Source organism: Roseobacter phycocola, assembly GCF_042055075.2.
Lineage (GTDB): Bacteria > Pseudomonadota > Alphaproteobacteria > Rhodobacterales > Rhodobacteraceae > Roseobacter.
Map to the genome: position 1 here is coordinate 449057 of NZ_CP194010.1, position 16588 is coordinate 465644.

Genomic DNA, 16588 nt, shown 5'->3' on the forward strand with positions numbered 1-16588 from the left:
GAATCGGGCCACATTATGTCGAAATTTGAGACAAATGCACAAGAAACCGGGCCGGTTTCAGAGTGCCGCAGGCGGTAACACGCTCACCATCACGGAGCTATGCGCAGATTCCCGCCATGCGGGAGCGTATCAGGCAAAAGCCTGCCACGCCATGCCCGCGATCACGGCACCGATCATCGCGAAAGTCAGGTATGCAACGAAGACCCGCGGTTTCACCAGCGCCCATACCGCTATGGCCGCGGGGATGCTGCTGACGCCCCCGGCAATGACAAATGACATTGCCGCGCCGTTGGCCATGCCCTGAGCGAGAAGGGCATCAATGAGCGGTACAGCCGCATAGCCATTCAGATAGGCAGGAGCGCCGACCAGCGCGCCCAGGATGATCGGTCCGGGACCGTCACCGCCGAGAATGCCGGCGATCAGTTCGGCCGGGACATAAGCCAGCATCAGCGCCTCAATCACATATGCCAGCGTGAGCCATTTGAGCAGAAACAATGCATTGTCGCGCGCTGTTCCGGCAAAGGTTTCCCTGCGGTCCGCGTGTTGCCAGAAGCGCCAGACGGGCGCTCCGGAAAATGGCCGCGATGCGCCACAACAGCCGCCAACAGCAGGCCGTTCACGCAGTGGATTGGCGAAGACGGGTGAACGGGCAAACAGCATTGTGCCGAAGCCACCAAAGAGACCCAGGCTGACAGCGGCCAGTGTTTTGGCCACAGCAAAGTCCAGCCCCAGCGTTCCGGAGGTGATGGCAAACATGGCCGGATCCATCAAAGGGGAGGCCAGCCAGAACGCCATAACGGCGCTCAGCGGCGCGCCGACGGCCAGCAGCGCTGCAATAAACGGGATGACCTCACAGCTGCAGAAGGGGGACAGTCCCCCCAGCAGGGCCGCCATCAGGATCATCCGGGTCTGACGCCCCTCGAAGGCGCGCGCCAGCAATGTTTCGGCACCGGTTGCCTTGAGCCAGGCGACGGCAAGGACAGCAAACAGAATAAAGGGCGCGGTTCCCGCAAGCGCACGCAGGGCAAAGAGGATCACATCTGTCAGCCGGGCGGTATCAAAAACCGCGACCAGCACCAGAAGAATAAACGTAGCGCCCCATGCGCCCGGCGCTGGCAGTCGCCGCATCGCGGCGCCAAAAGTACTTGTTTCAGCCATTGTCCTGGTCGCCTTTTTTGCCCGCCGCGTCTGCGCAGCATTCAGTGAGAAGAAATCCGGAAAGCCTTTGTACGTCGTCGAAGGCCACGGCGGCGCAGATGATGCTGCGGCCCTGGCGCTTTTGCGCAACAAGCCCGGCTGATGCCAGTATCTTCATATGATGTGTGAGGGTAGATCCGGTGATCCCGGTCCGTTCCCCCAATGTACCAATGCTCAGACCGGCAGGTCCTGCGCGCACCAGACAGCGCAGGACGGCGAGGCGCTGCTCTGATCCAAGGGCTGCGAACTGTGCCGCAGCAACGGTCAGGTCGATATCATCCGGCGATTCCATTTTCATATTTCTATAATTATCGAAATGAAGAGCTGCCCGCAACATTTATTTCGATAAATGCCGAAATGATATTCCGCATCCGCCCATTCGCCTTGCCCGGCCGTCGGCCCACGCAGATGTGAAAATGGAGTTTGCGGTTTGCTGTGTTGGCCTGACGTCGTGAACGCACGCGAAAACCGGGGCGCCACTTACAGCGGGGGCTTTGCACCCGGCCGGTGGTGTATTACGTCAGGCCCATGAAAGACGTCGTCTCTGAACTGGCAGCCTGTGCGCTTTGCTCTGAACGTTTTGCGGAAACAGAAACGGCGCACAGTCCGCGACCGATCATCTGGTTCCGCCCCGGTGCGCGTGTCCTGATCGCAGGGCAGGCGCCGGGCATGCGTGTGCATCTGGATGGCAGGCCCTTCACGGACCCCTCGGGTGATCGCCTCCGGGAATGGCTGCAGACCGACCCTGATACTTTTTATGACCGCGAACGGATTGCGATCGTGCCGATGGCATTCTGTTTTCCGGGCTATGATGCGCGCGGCTCAGACCTTCCACCGCCACCAGTCTGCGCCAGGACCTGGCGGGCGGCTGTGCTGGACACACTGCCCCGCGTGGCCGTGACACTGGTCATCGGCGGCTATGCCATGAAATACCATCTGGGCAAGGTCGCATCAGTCACGGCGGCCGTGCGGGAGCAACCCGGCCGCGACAGAGGTGTCTGGGCTTTGCCGCATCCAAGCTGGCGCAACACCGGCTGGCTGAAAAAGAACCCGTGGTTCGAAGCCGAAATACTGCCCGACCTGCGGCAGGCTGTGCACGAGGCACTTTATGACTGAAAAAACTCCTCTGGACACAGCCTGGCTCGCTGCGGCGGCAGATCCGGACAACGATGCTGTGCGCCTGCGGTTCTACGAACGACTTGCAGACAGCGAGCTCTATCTGATGCTGGAAAAAGAACCCGGACCGGGCGAGGAAACCGTCACACCGGAACTTTTTGACACCGGCGATGCGCGGTATGTGCTGGTCTTTGACCGCCCTGAAAGGCTGGCAGGTTTTGCCGGCCAGACCGCGCCCTATGTTGCACTGTCCGGCCGGACTGTTGCGGGTATGCTGCAGGGGCAGGACATCGGGCTGGGACTGAACCCGGAGGCCGGACCCTCATCCACGCTCCTGCCTGCAGAAGCAATTGAATGGCTCAACGGGACACTGGGCAATGCACCTGATGAGGTTGAGGCACGGATCACGGAAGTGCGCGCGCCTGCCGGGCTGCCGGATGTGCTCATCGAAGCGATCGACACGAAACTGGCCACCGCCATGGGGCTTGCCCGCTTTGCCTGTCTCGTGGGCGTGACCTCCGAAACAGGCGCAAGGGGTCATATGCTGGCTTTTGTAGATGCTGTACCCGCTGCCCAGGATGCGCTTGCCAGGGCAACCTCTGAGGCTTTGACGTTTTCGGGCATCGAGGCAGGCGCACTGGATGTGGGATTTTTCCGCGGTTCTGAGGAAATTGCAGAGAAGCTGGAACGCGTGGGTCTGCGTTTTGACCTGCCACAGCTGCAGGAAAGCCTTCCTGATCAGAGGCCGGCACCGGGCAGTGACCCGGACAAGCCGCCCCGGCTGAAATAAACGGCGCCTGGAAGCGGATGTTTCCTCACAGAGTGATCACGCGAATGCCCGGATTTTCACAAGCATGCGAGATCGGCCGTAACATGGTGCACAGGAAGGCGTTCCCATTCTACATCTGTCACACCGGCGGACAAAGTAACCGCCTGAACCCATAAACCGGAGTATGCGACACATGCGTTTCCCCCTGAATTTTCTGGCTGCTACTGCGACAGCAGTGACTTTTGCAACGGCGTCCTTTGCTGGCGAACAGTACGTGGACCCGACCGGCTTTGCCGTATCCGGCTATGACGTGGTCGCTTATTTCGACCTTGAGCAGGCCCCTGTAGGCCAGTCCCAGCCTGCTGCGGTTCCGGGTGACAAAGACATCACAGCAACCTACAACGGTTCAACATTCGCCTTTTCCTCCGAAGCGAACCGCGATCGTTTCGTTGCAAACCCGGCGGCCTATGCTCCGCAATATGACGGCCACTGCGCCTATGGCGTTGCACAGGGCGGCAAGGTCCCGGCAAACCCGAACCTGTGGCGGATTGTCGACGGCAAACTGTATCTCAACATCACAAAGAACGTTGTCGGCTTCTGGGAAGAAGACATCGGTGCTAACCTGAACAAATCGGAAAAGAACTGGGTGAACATTGAATCCGCGGCTGCATCTGACCGTGCAATCCCGCAGTTTTCCAGCTCCGCGCCGGTTAACTGATCATGTCGATGTCTGATCCTTCCGGGAGCGGGCAGGCGAATTCCCCGTCGCGTCTGACGCGGCGGGGTGCTCTGATTCTGGGGCTGGCCGGTATTGCGACAGGCGGTGCGGTGGCCGCTCAGTGGTACAATGTGCTGGCCGAAAACGATGGTGAGGCCGCGATCAGCCCGGTGGAAGCGCACCGCGCGTCGGGCGCCGGTGAGATCACGCTCGTGGACATCCGCAGGCCGGATGAGTGGGAACGCTGGGGTGTCGGCGAAGGTGCCGTGCCCATCGATATGCGTCGCCAGGACTTTATCGACGAACTTCTGATCCGCACCGGAGGTGACCGCAGTACGCCTGTGGCGCTTATCTGTGCGCGTGGGGTGCGGTCCCGCCGGATGACAGAGCTTCTGCAGGCCGCAGGGTTTACCAGCATCATTGACGTGCCCGAAGGCATGCTGGGTTCCGGTGCCGGTCCTGGCTGGATCAAACGGGACCTGCCGGTTTACCGGCCCTGACTTATTTCTGAACAGGCAGGCCTCCGGGCCCTGCCGGAACCCGCCTGACAGTCGTCCCCCCGGCTTTGGGCGGGTTTTATTGTGCTTGAATATGGGGGCAGGGGCTATTCGGCCGGCATGCCTGAGTTGTTCAGGAGCAGCGCAATGCGGCGACGCTCACGCAGCGCGCGGGTCACAATCGCCGGTTCGCGCAGCGTGTTGGGGCTGTTCATGCGCAGCGGTGCAGGAACGTAACGGCTCACGGGCAGGGCGCTCAGTGCCGACAGCGGCACAGCCAGACACAGGCTTGCGGCAATCGGGATGAGCCAGAGGGACACAAGCCCGGACACCAGCCCTGTCAGCAATACGAGGCCCAGCAGTGTTTCCATCCAGTGAAACCGGATCAGCACCCGCAGCGGATAGGCCCGGGCGTCACGCACCTGTGGCGCCCAGGGATCAGAACGCCCTATGGACGCGCGGAATACCGCGCGGGTCTGCTGGATCATCATCACAGGCGCATAGGCCACGGACAGAACAATCTCGACGAGGAACGCGCCGAGGAACGCAGGCCGCCCGCCATAAACGCGTGTCGCTTTGGGGTGCAGGGCGATGATGCCCGCGCCGACAATTTTCGGGGTCAGCAGCATCGCGTACATGATGACAAGGAAAACTGCGCTGTCGATGTGGCTCATGGCGGGGGGCCAGTCGGGAAACAGCGGATTGGCTTCGTTGAAATAGCGGATGACGTTGGTTTCAGAATCCTTGCCCAGCAACGTCCAGATCACCAGAAGGCCAAACCACGCCGGTGACAGCAGATAGGCAACCGCCCCGTGCAACAGATGGAACCTCGATACCGGGTGCAAGCCAGCCGTCCGCAGCAGTTTCAAGTGCTGCAGGTTGCCACGGCACCACCGCTGGTCGCGCAGGACATAGTCGATCAGCGTGCCGGGCGTCTCCTCAAAGCTGCCGGTCACGCGCGGCAGGAAACGGACCTGCCACCCGGCCCGGCGCAACAATCCGGCTTCGACAAAATCGTGGCTCAGAATGAGCTCAGACTGACCGCGTCGGCCCGCAAGATGTGGCAGCCCCGCTGATGCGGCAAAGGCGCGCGTGCGGATGATCGCGTTGTGCCCCCAGTAATTACCCTCGGTTCTTGCCCAGTTGGCCAGCCCCTCGGCCAGCAACCAGCCATAGGCAATGTTCGAGAACTGTTGCAGCCGCGCGAAAAGCGTGCCGGCGCCGATGAGCATCGGGAAGGTCTGAATGAGGCCTGCGTCCGGGTCACGGCTCAACTCGCTGGTCAGCCGGTCAATTGCCTTGCCGGTCATCAGACTGTCTGCATCCAGGACAACCATGGCTTCCCAGGCGGCCCCCCAGCCGGTGATCCAGTCGACCAGGTTGCCGACTTTCTTGTCTGTGTTGGTGGCGCGGCGACGATAGTAAACCTCAAACCCTTCGGGCGCACCGGCCCGGAGCGCTGCGAAAGCGCGGGCCTCATCAGCTGCAATTGCCTCATCTGTTGAGTCTGACAGCAGGAAGAGCGTGTAGCGGTGCGGGCTGGCGCGGCGCGAGAGGTCGTCCAGCATGGCCGCCGCGTTTCCGAACACATCGCTGGGGTTTTCATTGTAAACCGGCACCAGAAGCGCGACGTCAAGGCCAGGCGCCCCGGCGACCTCCGGATCGTCCGCATCCTCGCGGGCGAGAAGGCCTGCCACGGCCACGCCGATCGTGCTGACAGACAGGGAAACCCAGACAAAAGTCGCGCCAATCATCGTCAGCAGGGCCCACTCCAGGCCCGTCATGCCGGTTTCAGACAACCAGCCATAAATCGCGCTGAGCATCAGGGCCGTGCCGATCAGTGCGGGCAGAAAAACGCCCAGGCGCCAGGGCATGGCCCGGGCCGTTTCAGTCGCCGTATCATTGCGAAGGGCGGGTCGGGCGGAAAGATCCTGCGCGTCCATCCGAAGCGGCGCGCGCGCCGGCATCGATATCAGGGGCGCCTCACTCATCCAGCGGTCCACCGGTAGAGCCAGACTTCGCTCAGGGGGGCTCCATCAAGGCGCAGCTGTGCGCGGAACTCGATCAGATCAGCCTCGCCCGGCTTGAATGTGAAAGCCAGGCGGGGTCCGTTCGTCTCGGGGTTTCTCTGAACCAGACCAGGTGTAACGTCTCCTGCACTGCCCCGTACCAGAATATCAATACGTGACAGGTCTTCGGGCACCAGCGCACCATCCTCAAAGTCGATCGCAACGATGTTGCCACCCTCGGGACGTCCGCCGATGGCGGTATTCAGCACGCGCAGTGGCATTCCGGTCGCCGGTGCGGGTGCCTCGCCCCAGTCCAGCGTGTAGCTCATCCGGTGACTTTCGCCTGCGGCAATCGGGCGGGACGGACGCCAGTAGGACACGATATTGTCGTAGATCTCCAGGTCAGCCGGAATCTCCACCAGCGTCACCGAACCCGGCCCCCAGTCTTCACCGGGCGTGACCCACAGGGCAGGGCGCTTGTGATAGAGCGCTTCCAGGTCGGCAAAATCGCCAAACGCACGCGGGCGCTGCATCAGACCAAACCCTTTGGGGTTATTGTCAGAGAATGCGCTGATCTGCAGCGACAGCGGATTGGCCAGCGGCCGCCAGATGACCTCTCCGGCTCCGTTGTGAATGAGCAGACCGTCGCTGTCGTGTACTGCTGGCCGGAAGTCAGAAAACCGCTGGCGCATGGTTTCGTCAAAGAGAAACATCGAGGTCAGCGGGGCGATGCCCACGTGGCGCATTTCTTCGCGCGCAAAGAGCGTTGCGCTGACCTGCATCCGCAGTACTTTGCCGTGCGTTATGTCGAAACGGTAAGCGCCGGTGCAGCTTGGGCTGTCGAGCAGCGCATGCAGTACAACATTGCCCGCACCCGGCTGTGGCGTTTCTAGCCAGAAGGCCGTGAAATCGGGGAATTCCTCACCAGCGGGGTCGCCCGTACGCAGCGCAAGTCCGCGCGCTGACAGGCCATAGATTTCACCCGTACCAATACCCCGGAAATAGCTGGCCCCCTGGAACACCGCGTATTCCTGAAAGATGCCGGCCTGTTCCAGTTCGGCGCGCAGACGCAGGCCGGAATAGCCCAGCGTGCTGTCGATCTCGACATCCGGAAACTTGTCAGTTGTGTCGAAGACACCCATGTCGAACGCCAGCGGCCGCGAGCGCCCTCCGTCGATGACGTTGATCTCCACAGCCTGCGGAAAATAAAGACCGGGCGGGAACACGTCGACCCGCTGCGGGGTATCGGAGTTTTCCCAGAGCGCATTGCGGCTGTCGAACCAGATTTTACGGTACTGGTCATACGTCAGATTGCGCCAGCTTTCCGGAATAAGCGGGCGGGGCGCATAGGGCTCTGCGGCCAGCGCACGGGCGCGGTCCACGACCGACTGCGGGTCAAAGGGTGCGCCGTCGCCAAGCTGGAGACCGGGTTCTTCGGCCAGAGCCGCAGATGGTACCGCGGCCATGGCCATGAGGGATTTCAGAACGTCGCGACGCAGCATTACCCACCTGCCTTTCGGGTGCGCCAGGGCTGGGATTTGAACCACCCGGCACCATAGGCCGTGAGCACAAGAACACCCATACCGGCCAGATTAACGGCGATCACTGTCAGCGTGTCGCGTCCCAGCATGTCCATGGCAAAGCCGCTGAAGCGGGCGGTGAACATGCTGACGATAAAGACAGCAAGTGACTGCTGACCCACCTTGAGAATGATGGTGAGCGCCCGCTGCCAGACCCGCGCCCAAAGACCGGCGCCGGTTGCCAGAAGCCGTGCACCCTTGTCGCCTGCAGCAACCCAGCACAGATAGGCGAGTGCGAGGAAATGAACATAGCGCAGGATGCCAAAGTCCGATTTGGTGATCCAGGCGCGGTTATCGATGCGCCACTCACGCGCCCAGTCGAAACCAAATTCGCGCACGCCGATGTTGCTGAGCGGAATATTGGCAAGCACGAGAAACAGGGCGACCCCGATCAGCGCGGCGTTCACGGGCGGTTTTGGCAGCCAGCCGCGCATAAACGCAAAGCCGGTAAAGAAGATCAGCTGCCAGCCGAACGGGTTGAAAAACCACTCGCGCTGGGTGCCGTTGTCCTTGATCCACGGCTCGGCCGTGAAGTTCCAGTGTGGCAGGCCCAGCATGTCCGTCAGCGCGCGCTGTCCCATCAGCCATGCAAGACCCACAAAAGCTGCAACCAGCCAGAGATTGACCCGCGACAGGGCCATGATGACCGGCATCAGAACCAGCACGACCATATACATGGGCAGAATATCGAAATAATTCGGCACGTATTGCAGCGTAACAAAGCTCAGCCAGATGTCCTGGTTGGTCCAGCGTTCGCTTTCGACGAAGAGCGGCCAGAGGTTCAGCTGGCCCCAGTAATTCCGGCTGGTCATTTCCAGATCTGTCAGGAAAACCACCAGCGCAACGGTTGCTACAAAGAGGCCGACATGCGCCCAGTATACCTGCCAGACTCTGTAGGCGACACGCGCTGTGCCGAGCGCGAATCCGGCCCTGTCAAAGGTGGACCCAAAGGCGATGGCCGATGCCATACCAGAGCAGAACACAAAGATTTCGGTCGCATCCGAAAAGCCCCAGCGTGCCGGGATCCAGGACGTGAAAAAATTTCCCGGCGTATGTGCAAACAGGATGATGAACATTGCAATGCCGCGGAAAAAGTCCAGGCGCAGGTCGCGCACACGCGCGCCGCCTGCAGCGGCATGCGCCGTGGCAGCACCGGACAATCCGGAGGATAGCGTATTCGGGTCGGCAAGTGTCATGGCCGGTCTTTATGCGTTGCGCTCGGAATTGTCATCAGGTCGTGGCGTTCACTGGGCAGGGATTCGCCGGGCCTGCGAAATGCTCTCAAGACGGGATGTGGTGTAGCGGTCTGCTTTGCCCGCCCGGCGGGCGAGGCGGTCCTGGAGAATTGCCTCCGTGGCGTCATAGCGCCCCGCGCGCAGACCTGCATCGATTGTCAGACGCTCGAACACGTCGCGCTGAGCGTGGCTGCCACCAATCGTCTGCATAGCGGGACGGGCAGCGGCAAGATCGGAAAACGCCGCATCATAGCGTCCTTCGGCAAATGCGTTGAGGCCGGCGAGGGCCGCGACGCCCGGATCGGCATAGCGCGACTGCATCTCACCTTCGCGTGCGGCATCGCGGGCAAACCGGGCCGTCATATCTGCAACCGCATCGGGCCGGTCAGCGCCGGTCAGCGCGAGCATATAGTGCAGATCCGCGAAAACCACACAGCCGTCTTCGGTTCTGTTTTCTGACAGATCCGCAAGCTCATTCCAGCGTGGGCCCACATCCACCCCTTCCAGTTCGAGGCGGGTGAGCAATGAGGTGGCGTTGGAAATATCGCGGTAGTCGTCGGTTTTGTCTGCACGGATCTGCGCATCGTAGAGGCCAAGGGCCACATCCATTTCGCCACGATCAAGATGCAGCAGCGCTTTATGCCACCACACATGGTACCGGAAGTTATTGCAGTGATCCCATGCGCTCGTGTGCTCTTCGATCATGCGGATGCCATCATCGGACCGGGCTGTCATGTCATAGACATGGGTCACCGCATGCAGGCCCCAGCTGTCCTGTGGCACCAGCACCAGACCGTGACGCCCAGCTTTTTCCGCCTGTTCGTAGTCGCCCGTTTCTTCAAGCGCGAATGCGTGACACCCAAGGGCAAAACCACGCAGTTTGTGGTCTTCGCCGTGCGCATCCAGAACGCGTTCGATCGAGCGGCGCATCCCCTTTGCATCCCCGAGGATGAAGCGGATGGCATGGCTTACCTTGGCCGACAGCGTATCCGCCGGGTTCTGGCTTAGGATTTTTTCCATCTCGGTCACTGCGCCACTGAGGCTTCCGGCCAGCCAGTGATCCAACGCGTCAATCCACGCCTGCTCGCGCGGGGAAACCGGACCGCGGGACGCAGCAGTATGCGCCGCGGCAGCAGCCTCGCCGGCAACAGTCACCAGTTCACGGCGCCCCATCATCATGGAAAACAGACCGCGCGCGGCATGGCCCATCGCAAAGTCCGGCTCATCCTTCAGAACGGCGCCAAGATGTGTTGGTGTTGCCATGCTGTGCGCCAGAAAGGCGTGAACCATATAGTTCCATTCCGAAAGAGCCTCGTCCGTTTTCAGGGACACCGGGCTCCGGCAGATATCGTACTTCATCAGGGTTGCGCCTCTTTAGCGTTTCGTTTCCTTTGTTTACCGCAATATCGTGCGCGGCGAAGCCATGCGCCGGCGCACACACGCCAACGTGAAGCCACGTGTCCGCCAGATGCTAATATTTCAGCAAAATACAGCCGGAGGCTGTGCCAAACGGCAATTTTCGGCCGGTCGCTGCGGGATTGTTACGCTTTTGGCGGCGTCAGACCGAACATGTCGCATACACCCGCTGTGTCCTGGCCAAAAACGGGCGGAGCCCGGCGGTAGATCACAGGCGTCCGGGACAGTTTCAGCGGATTCGCCAGCAGTTTCACAGCACCGTTTTCCAGCCCGTCTCCGGGAACCTCTACAACGGTGCCCCGGGCTTTTGCCTGATCCGAATTCAGCGCCTGCGCGACCGTGTGGATCGGGCCGGCGGGCACTTTCACGCTGTGCAGTTTTTCCAGCAGTCCGGACATGCTGAATGTGGCCACCGCCGGTGCAAGAAGCGCAATCAGAGTGTCGCGGTTTTCGATTCTGGCAACATTGGTGGTGAACCTTGCGTCGTCCGACAGCCCGGCAAGCCCAACTGCATCACAGAAGCGGGCAAACTGCGCATCGTTGCCGACAGCGATCAGCACGTGACCGTCCGAACAGGCGAAAGCGTCGTAAGGCACGATATTCGGATGTGCGTTACCCCGACGCACGGGTTCGCGCCCTGATGTGAGATAGTTGGTACCTTCGTTGATCAGCCAGGCCATCTGAGCATCAACAAGGGACAGATCGATATGCTGTCCCTCACCGGTGGCATCGCGATGGCGCAGGGCGGCAAGGATCCCGATTGTCGCATACATGCCGCACATCACATCGGCGATGCCGACACCCACTTTCATGGGGGGGCCGTCCGGATCACCGGTCAGCGACATGATCCCGCCATAGCCCTGGGCCATCAGGTCATACCCCGGTTGCGCCCGGTTAGGGCCCGTCTGTCCGAAGCCTGAAATCGAGCAATAGACGAGACCAGGGTGTGCGCCGCAAAGCGTCGCGTGATCCAGCCCGTATTTCTCCAGACCACCGGGTTTGTAGTTTTCAATAACCACATCGGCACGCGCGGCCAGCTGGCGGACAAAGTGCTTTCCGTCCTCACTGGTCAGATCGACGGCAACGGAGTGTTTGTTACGGTTTGCCGCCATGAAATAGGCCGAAAGATCGGTTTTTCCGCCATTCCCGTCCCGCGCAAAGTTCGGCCCCCAGCCGCGCGTATCATCGCCGCCTGTTTTAGGGTTCTCGATCTTGATGACGGTTGCGCCGAAATCGCCCAGCATCTGGGTTGCGGTAGGACCTGCGAGAATGCGGCTGAGATCAAGCACCACCAGCCCGTCGAGGGCACCGGGTGTGTCAGATGCGCCCGTCATAGCCACCTCTGTCAATCACGGCCGCAATAACGGTGAACGTATCCGCAGTGAGCGCGCTGTTGAGGGCGGCTTCGAGTTCTGCGCGGTTTGTCACGGTGTGTCCTGCTCCACCGAACGCCTGACCGATTGCTGCAAAGTCGTGCCGGGCAAAATCCACGCCGTTGTTCTTCATCTGCCGCGAGCGTTGCTTGAGCTCGATCAGAGACAGCGAGGCGTCCACAAACACCACAAAGATGGTCTTCAGCCCAAGTTCTGCAGCGGTGCTGAGTTCGCCCGTGATCATCAGGAAACCGGCGTCGCCACTGAAAGATACCACCGGGCGGTCCGGTTCGGCGACCTGAGCGCCCATTGCCAGCGGAATGGCGCAGCCCATCGTGCAAAGCGCTGTGGATTGTGTCAGGCCGCGCGGCTCATAGCATTCCCACATCTGGCTGAGCAGGATCCGGTGTGCGCCGCTGTCCACGGTGGCAAGGGTTTCGCGCGGCAGGACGTCCCGGCAGGTGGCAATGACGCTGGCCGGTCCCCAGGGGTCATCGGTTGGGAATGCCGCCGCAAGTGCCTGGGCTGTGGCTTCGATCTCACCACCTGTCCAGGTTTCTCCGGCCTCCAGCCCGTCTGACAACGCCTCCAGCGAGGCGACACTGTCTGCGATGAAATTCAGGCCGGACTGGTGCATGTAGTGGTGGTTCGGCTCCGCCGTGATGTCGATCACGTTCTGGCGTCGCGGGTCCCATGCATCCCGCCATCCGGTGCGCATTTCGATCGGGTCGTAGCCAAGACAGATAATCAGATCCGCTTTTTCCACCAGAGGCAGCAGGTGTCTGTCTGCGAGTGGAGACAGGCCCGCACCTCCCAGAGCCAGCGGATGGTCCTCCGGCAAAAGGCCCTTGGCCTTGTAGGTCGTGATCACCGGCGCATTGTGCTTTGTCGCAAAGGCCTCAAGACGAGCGCCTGCGTTGTCATTCATGGCGTCCAGACCGACCACCAACAGGGGCCGTTTTGCAGCCGCCAGCCAGTCACGCGCTTTGGCGAGGTCCGGGCCGGCGGGGGCCACGACAGCCGCATCCGCGCGCCGTGCAGGGACAGATGCGGAAACCTGCGTGTCCGCGACGCTGATCGGCACATCAATGTGCACAGGGCCGGGCCGCCCTTCTGTCGCGATGGCCACGGCCTTGTCTGCGATCACATGAGCAGCGCCGGGCACCAGTGAAAAGCTGGCCTTGGTGATCGGGCGGAACACGGCCTGCTGGTCCAGCACCTGGTGTGTGTATGTCTGCGCTTCGTCGGCATCGACCGCTCCGGCCAGCACAATGACAGGCACGCGGTCCTGGTGGGCGTTGGCTACGGCGTTGACGCCATTGAGCGCGCCGGGTCCGACTGTTGCGACCAGAATGCCGGGCGCGCCTGTCCGGTGATAAACACCTTCAGCCATGAAGGCGGCGGCGTTTTCATGTTTGGCCAGAATGAACCGGATGCCCGCGGCCTCCAGCGCATCCACCAGCGTCAGGACCTCGCCACCCGGCATGCCAAAGGCGAAACGGCAGCCGGCATCGTAAAGGCGCTGTGCCAGGGCGTCAGCGGCGCGGATGGTCTGAGGTGCGGACATCGGGTTTCCTCCGGATCAGTTTCCAGAGAGGGCATATACGATGCCCGCGCGAGCGCAACTCACCATTGTGTTGAAAAGATTTCAGTCTTGCCGGTCAGCGGCGGCGGTCACGCCGTGAGGACATCGGCTGGAAGGCAACGCCGACATGCGCTTCGCAATAAGGCTTGCCCTGTTGCACCGGGAGACCGCAGAACCAGAAGTTGTCCGTCGCCGGGTCCCCAACAGGCCATTTGCAGGTCCGCTCGGTCAGTTCCATCAGGGACAGCTTTTTCGCCTTTTTCTCAATCTCTGACACTTTGGCCAGCGCTTCGGGGCTGATTTCGTTGGCGGAAGGCTGCGGCGGCAAAGGCTGGCCGGCCGGGATAATCTGTTTGCGCGCCGGCAGCGGTTTGGGGGCTGCTTCGGGCTCCGCACGTGCTGTGGCAGCGGGTTCGGCGGGTTTAGGGGCTGCCTTGGGCTTTGCTTCGGCCTTCGGGGCCGGTTTTGCCTTGGGCTCAGGCTTGGCGGCCGCCGTTGCGCGGTTGGAAAGTCCCAGACGGTGTACCTTGCCGATCACGGCGTTGCGGGTCACGCCACCCAGTTCTTTTGCAATCTGGCTGGCAGACTGGCCCTCACCCCACATTTTTTTGAGCATCTCAACGCGTTCGTCGGTCCAGGACATCGGCCATTCCTTAAGTCAAAAGCGGCCCCGGTTCGGCGGGCCGCTCTGTAAATTCGTCAGGGCTCTATTTTAAGCAACACGCGCCGAGTTACAAGCGGTGAACCGTTAATGAGTTCTGTTGGCGGCCGTGGGCTGTATGCGTGCCTCGCGGATTGCCAGAAGAATGCCGCCCGCAAGAATAACAGACGCGCCCAGAACACTGATGGTATCCGGGATGTGCCCGTAAAAGAGCAGGTCGTATGCTGTTGCAAAAAGCAGCGTGCCGTAGCTGAAAGGCGCGATGAAACTGGCGTCCGCACGGGCCATTGCGTTCACAAAGCAGGTCTGTGCCATGGCCATCAGGCAACCCAGTGCCGCCAGCAACAGCCATTGCTGGCCCGTGGGCATCTGCCAGACCGAAATCACCGCCAGCGAGGACAACACCAGCCCCAGAAAGTTGTTGATGAGCAGGATCTGAAACGCCGGTTCGCGCCCCGACAGCTTCTTGATGAAAATTAGCTCCATGCCCATCACGGCTGCTGCAGTGAGGGCGAGAAGGCTGGCGGCCTGAAAGCTGTCTGGCGTCGGGCGGAGCAGGACCATCGCGCCCGCCAGCGCCATCGCCGCCGCCGACCATCTGATGCGGCCCAGCCGTTCGCCCAGCAGCGGAATGGCCAGCATCATCGCAAAAACAGGGTTCAGAAACGTGATCGCTGTCGCGTCTGTCAGGGGAATGTAGGCCACGGAGGCAAACATCAGGGTCACGCCCGCCCAGCCGAATGTGGTCCGGGCCAGATGCAGACGCCAGTCAGGACGCGCGATGTGAGGGCGCAGAACCGCAGCCGCCATCCCAAGGGTCACAAACGCAAAAACGAACCGTCCGTGCGTGATCTGCAGTGGATGGAGGGCCGGTCCGGCGACATCGCTTCCCAGTGCCTTGGCCAGCAGCATGGTCGCCGCGATGAAAGCGGTCGCCACCATCATCAGCAGGACAGCAAGTCTGGGATTTTGAGGTGTGCCGGAAGCCATGCCGCCCTATGCGCCTGTGATCAGGATGCCGCAAGGGGACAAAACGCTTTTCTTCCGCAAAGACATGTACTACGCAGTCGGCATGAGAACTGTGACACGCATCCTGAACCGACGACGCCTGAGCGCCTGAACCACGTCTGCGTGAACCGGGGCATTTGCCCTTTCTCTGAACCTTCTGAAAAAATGTTGACCTGCTCCTGAGGCTCATGCACGTTCCGTGCTTCAGCCAGAGCGTACCTGACAAGGATGATCCGATGATCCCGACCATACTGCCGACCTATTCCCGTGCCCCGATGAGCTTCGTCAAAGGCGAAGGCTCCTGGCTGGTGGAAGCGGATGGCCGACGTTTTCTTGATCTGGGTGCAGGTATCGCGGTGAACGCGCTAGGGCATGCAAACCCCGCTCTGGTCGACGCGCTGACGGAGCAGGCGGGTGCGCTGTGGCACACCTCAAATCTGTACCAGATTCCAAAACAACAGGAACTGGCTGACCTGCTGACAGAGCATACTTTCGCGGACACGGTTTTCTTTACAAACTCCGGAACGGAATCCTGTGAACTGGCCGTGAAAATGGCCCGCAAGTACTGGTTTGACAAAGGCAGTCCGGAACGGACGGAAATCGTCACCTTTTCCGGATCGTTTCACGGCAGGTCCTCTGCGGGCATCGCGGCGGCGGGTTCCGAGAAAATGACCAAAGGTTTCGGGCCTCTGTTGCCGGGTTTTGTGCACCTTGAATTCGGCGATCACGATGCGCTCGACGCGGCTATTACAGAAAATACGGCAGCCATCCTGATCGAGCCCGTCCAGGGCGAGGGCGGCATCCGCCCCGTACCGGATCAGTGCCTCAAAGGACTGCGGGACCTTTGCGACGAAAAGGGCATTCTGCTGATCCTCGATGAGGTGCAGTGCGGTGTTGGCCGTACCGGCAAGCTTTTTGCGCATGAATGGGCCGGGATCGAACCCGACATAATGATGGTCGCCAAAGGCATCGGCGGTGGTTTCCCGCTGGGGGCGGTTCTTGCAACCGAGAACGCAGCCTCCGGTATGACAGCCGGTACGCACGGATCAACCTATGGCGGCAACCCGCTGGGATGCGCGGTGGGCTGTGCCGTGATGAAGGTCGTGGCCGACCCGGAATTTCTGGCCGACGTGAACCGCCGGGCCGGCCTGCTGCGTCAGAAACTCGAAGGGCTCGTTGCGTCCAACCCGGATGTGTTTGAGGGCGTGCGGGGCAGTGGCATGATGCTGGGACTGCTGTGCCGCGCCACCAACACAGATGTGGTCGCTGCCGGGTACGCCGAGCAGGTGCTGACGGTGCCGGCAGCGGATAACGTTATCCGCCTGCTGCCGCCGCTGAACATCTCCGATGAAGAACTCGCTGAGGCTGTGTCCCGGCTCGATGCCGCCGCAAAAACTGTCGCAGCTGCCTGAGCGCCAGGTTCC

General features: G+C 61.3%; 15 protein-coding genes. 5 read left to right on the forward strand and 10 right to left on the reverse strand.

Annotation, left to right across the window (positions count from 1 at the left end):
- Positions 1 to 129: 129 nt before the first annotated feature.
- Positions 130 to 1158 (reverse strand): permease, encoded by a 1029-nt coding sequence (locus tag AB4K19_RS02365; RefSeq protein WP_436398919.1) that lies wholly within the window; start codon positions 1156 to 1158, stop codon positions 130 to 132.
- Positions 1151 to 1495, reverse strand: a complete 345-nt coding sequence (locus AB4K19_RS02370) for an ArsR/SmtB family transcription factor (RefSeq protein WP_375230354.1) — start codon at positions 1493 to 1495, stop codon at positions 1151 to 1153. The genes AB4K19_RS02365 and AB4K19_RS02370 overlap by 8 nt, the downstream gene beginning before the upstream one ends.
- A 230-nt stretch (positions 1496 to 1725) precedes the next feature.
- On the opposite strand from AB4K19_RS02370, the gene AB4K19_RS02375 reads away from it, so the two are divergent.
- The 4 genes from AB4K19_RS02375 (at position 1726) to AB4K19_RS02390 (ending at position 4300) form a co-directional block, all read left to right on the forward strand.
- Positions 1726 to 2313: a uracil-DNA glycosylase family protein gene (locus tag AB4K19_RS02375; protein ID WP_375230355.1), complete on the forward strand. Its 588-nt coding sequence runs from the start codon at positions 1726 to 1728 to the stop codon at positions 2311 to 2313.
- A complete protein-coding gene (locus AB4K19_RS02380; RefSeq protein ID WP_436398921.1) occupies positions 2306 to 3103 on the forward strand; it encodes an SseB family protein in 798 nt (265 codons plus the stop codon). Before AB4K19_RS02375 ends, AB4K19_RS02380 begins: the two co-directional genes overlap by 8 nt.
- Before the next feature lie 172 nt (positions 3104 to 3275).
- Entirely contained in the window at positions 3276 to 3800 is a 525-nt protein-coding gene (locus AB4K19_RS02385) for a YHS domain-containing (seleno)protein (protein ID WP_375230356.1), read from the forward strand.
- An 8-nt stretch (positions 3801 to 3808) separates the two neighbouring features.
- The gene (locus AB4K19_RS02390) at positions 3809 to 4300 is read left to right on the forward strand and encodes a rhodanese-like domain-containing protein (protein ID WP_375230357.1); all 492 of its coding nucleotides are present in this window, start codon (positions 3809 to 3811) and stop codon (positions 4298 to 4300) included.
- Between the two features lie 104 nt (positions 4301 to 4404).
- On the opposite strand, the gene mdoH is transcribed toward AB4K19_RS02390, so the two are convergent.
- The 8 genes from mdoH to AB4K19_RS02430 all read right to left on the reverse strand — a co-directional run bounded on the left by mdoH (position 4405) and on the right by AB4K19_RS02430 (position 15146).
- The gene (mdoH, locus tag AB4K19_RS02395) at positions 4405 to 6288 is read right to left on the reverse strand and encodes a glucans biosynthesis glucosyltransferase MdoH (protein ID WP_436398924.1); all 1884 of its coding nucleotides are present in this window, start codon (positions 6286 to 6288) and stop codon (positions 4405 to 4407) included.
- Positions 6285 to 7808: a glucan biosynthesis protein gene (locus AB4K19_RS02400; protein ID WP_436398926.1), complete on the reverse strand. Its 1524-nt coding sequence runs from the start codon at positions 7806 to 7808 to the stop codon at positions 6285 to 6287. Before AB4K19_RS02400 ends, mdoH begins: the two co-directional genes overlap by 4 nt.
- Positions 7808 to 9082, reverse strand: a complete 1275-nt coding sequence (locus AB4K19_RS02405) for an OpgC family protein (RefSeq protein ID WP_436398928.1) — start codon at positions 9080 to 9082, stop codon at positions 7808 to 7810. The genes AB4K19_RS02400 and AB4K19_RS02405 overlap by 1 nt, the downstream gene beginning before the upstream one ends.
- Positions 9083 to 9130: 48 nt before the next feature.
- Positions 9131 to 10480: a tetratricopeptide repeat protein gene (locus tag AB4K19_RS02410; protein WP_375230363.1), complete on the reverse strand. Its 1350-nt coding sequence runs from the start codon at positions 10478 to 10480 to the stop codon at positions 9131 to 9133.
- Between the two features lie 182 nt (positions 10481 to 10662).
- The gene (locus AB4K19_RS02415) at positions 10663 to 11871 is read right to left on the reverse strand and encodes a CaiB/BaiF CoA transferase family protein (protein WP_436398929.1); all 1209 of its coding nucleotides are present in this window, start codon (positions 11869 to 11871) and stop codon (positions 10663 to 10665) included.
- On the reverse strand, positions 11855 to 13477 hold the full coding sequence (locus AB4K19_RS02420) for a thiamine pyrophosphate-binding protein (protein WP_375230364.1): 1623 nt from the start codon (positions 13475 to 13477) through the stop codon (positions 11855 to 11857). Before AB4K19_RS02420 ends, AB4K19_RS02415 begins: the two co-directional genes overlap by 17 nt.
- A 94-nt stretch (positions 13478 to 13571) precedes the next feature.
- Positions 13572 to 14138 (reverse strand): GcrA family cell cycle regulator, encoded by a 567-nt coding sequence (locus AB4K19_RS02425; protein WP_375230365.1) that lies wholly within the window; start codon positions 14136 to 14138, stop codon positions 13572 to 13574.
- Positions 14139 to 14243: 105 nt separating this feature from the next.
- Positions 14244 to 15146 carry a DMT family transporter gene (locus tag AB4K19_RS02430; RefSeq protein ID WP_375230366.1) on the reverse strand — a complete coding sequence of 301 codons (903 nt, stop codon included), beginning with the start codon at positions 15144 to 15146 and terminating at the stop codon, positions 14244 to 14246.
- Between the two features lie 254 nt (positions 15147 to 15400).
- On the opposite strand from AB4K19_RS02430, the gene AB4K19_RS02435 reads away from it, so the two are divergent.
- Positions 15401 to 16576, forward strand: coding sequence for an aspartate aminotransferase family protein (locus tag AB4K19_RS02435; protein ID WP_375230367.1), 1176 nt, complete (start codon positions 15401 to 15403; stop codon positions 16574 to 16576).
- Positions 16577 to 16588 lie beyond the last annotated feature (12 nt).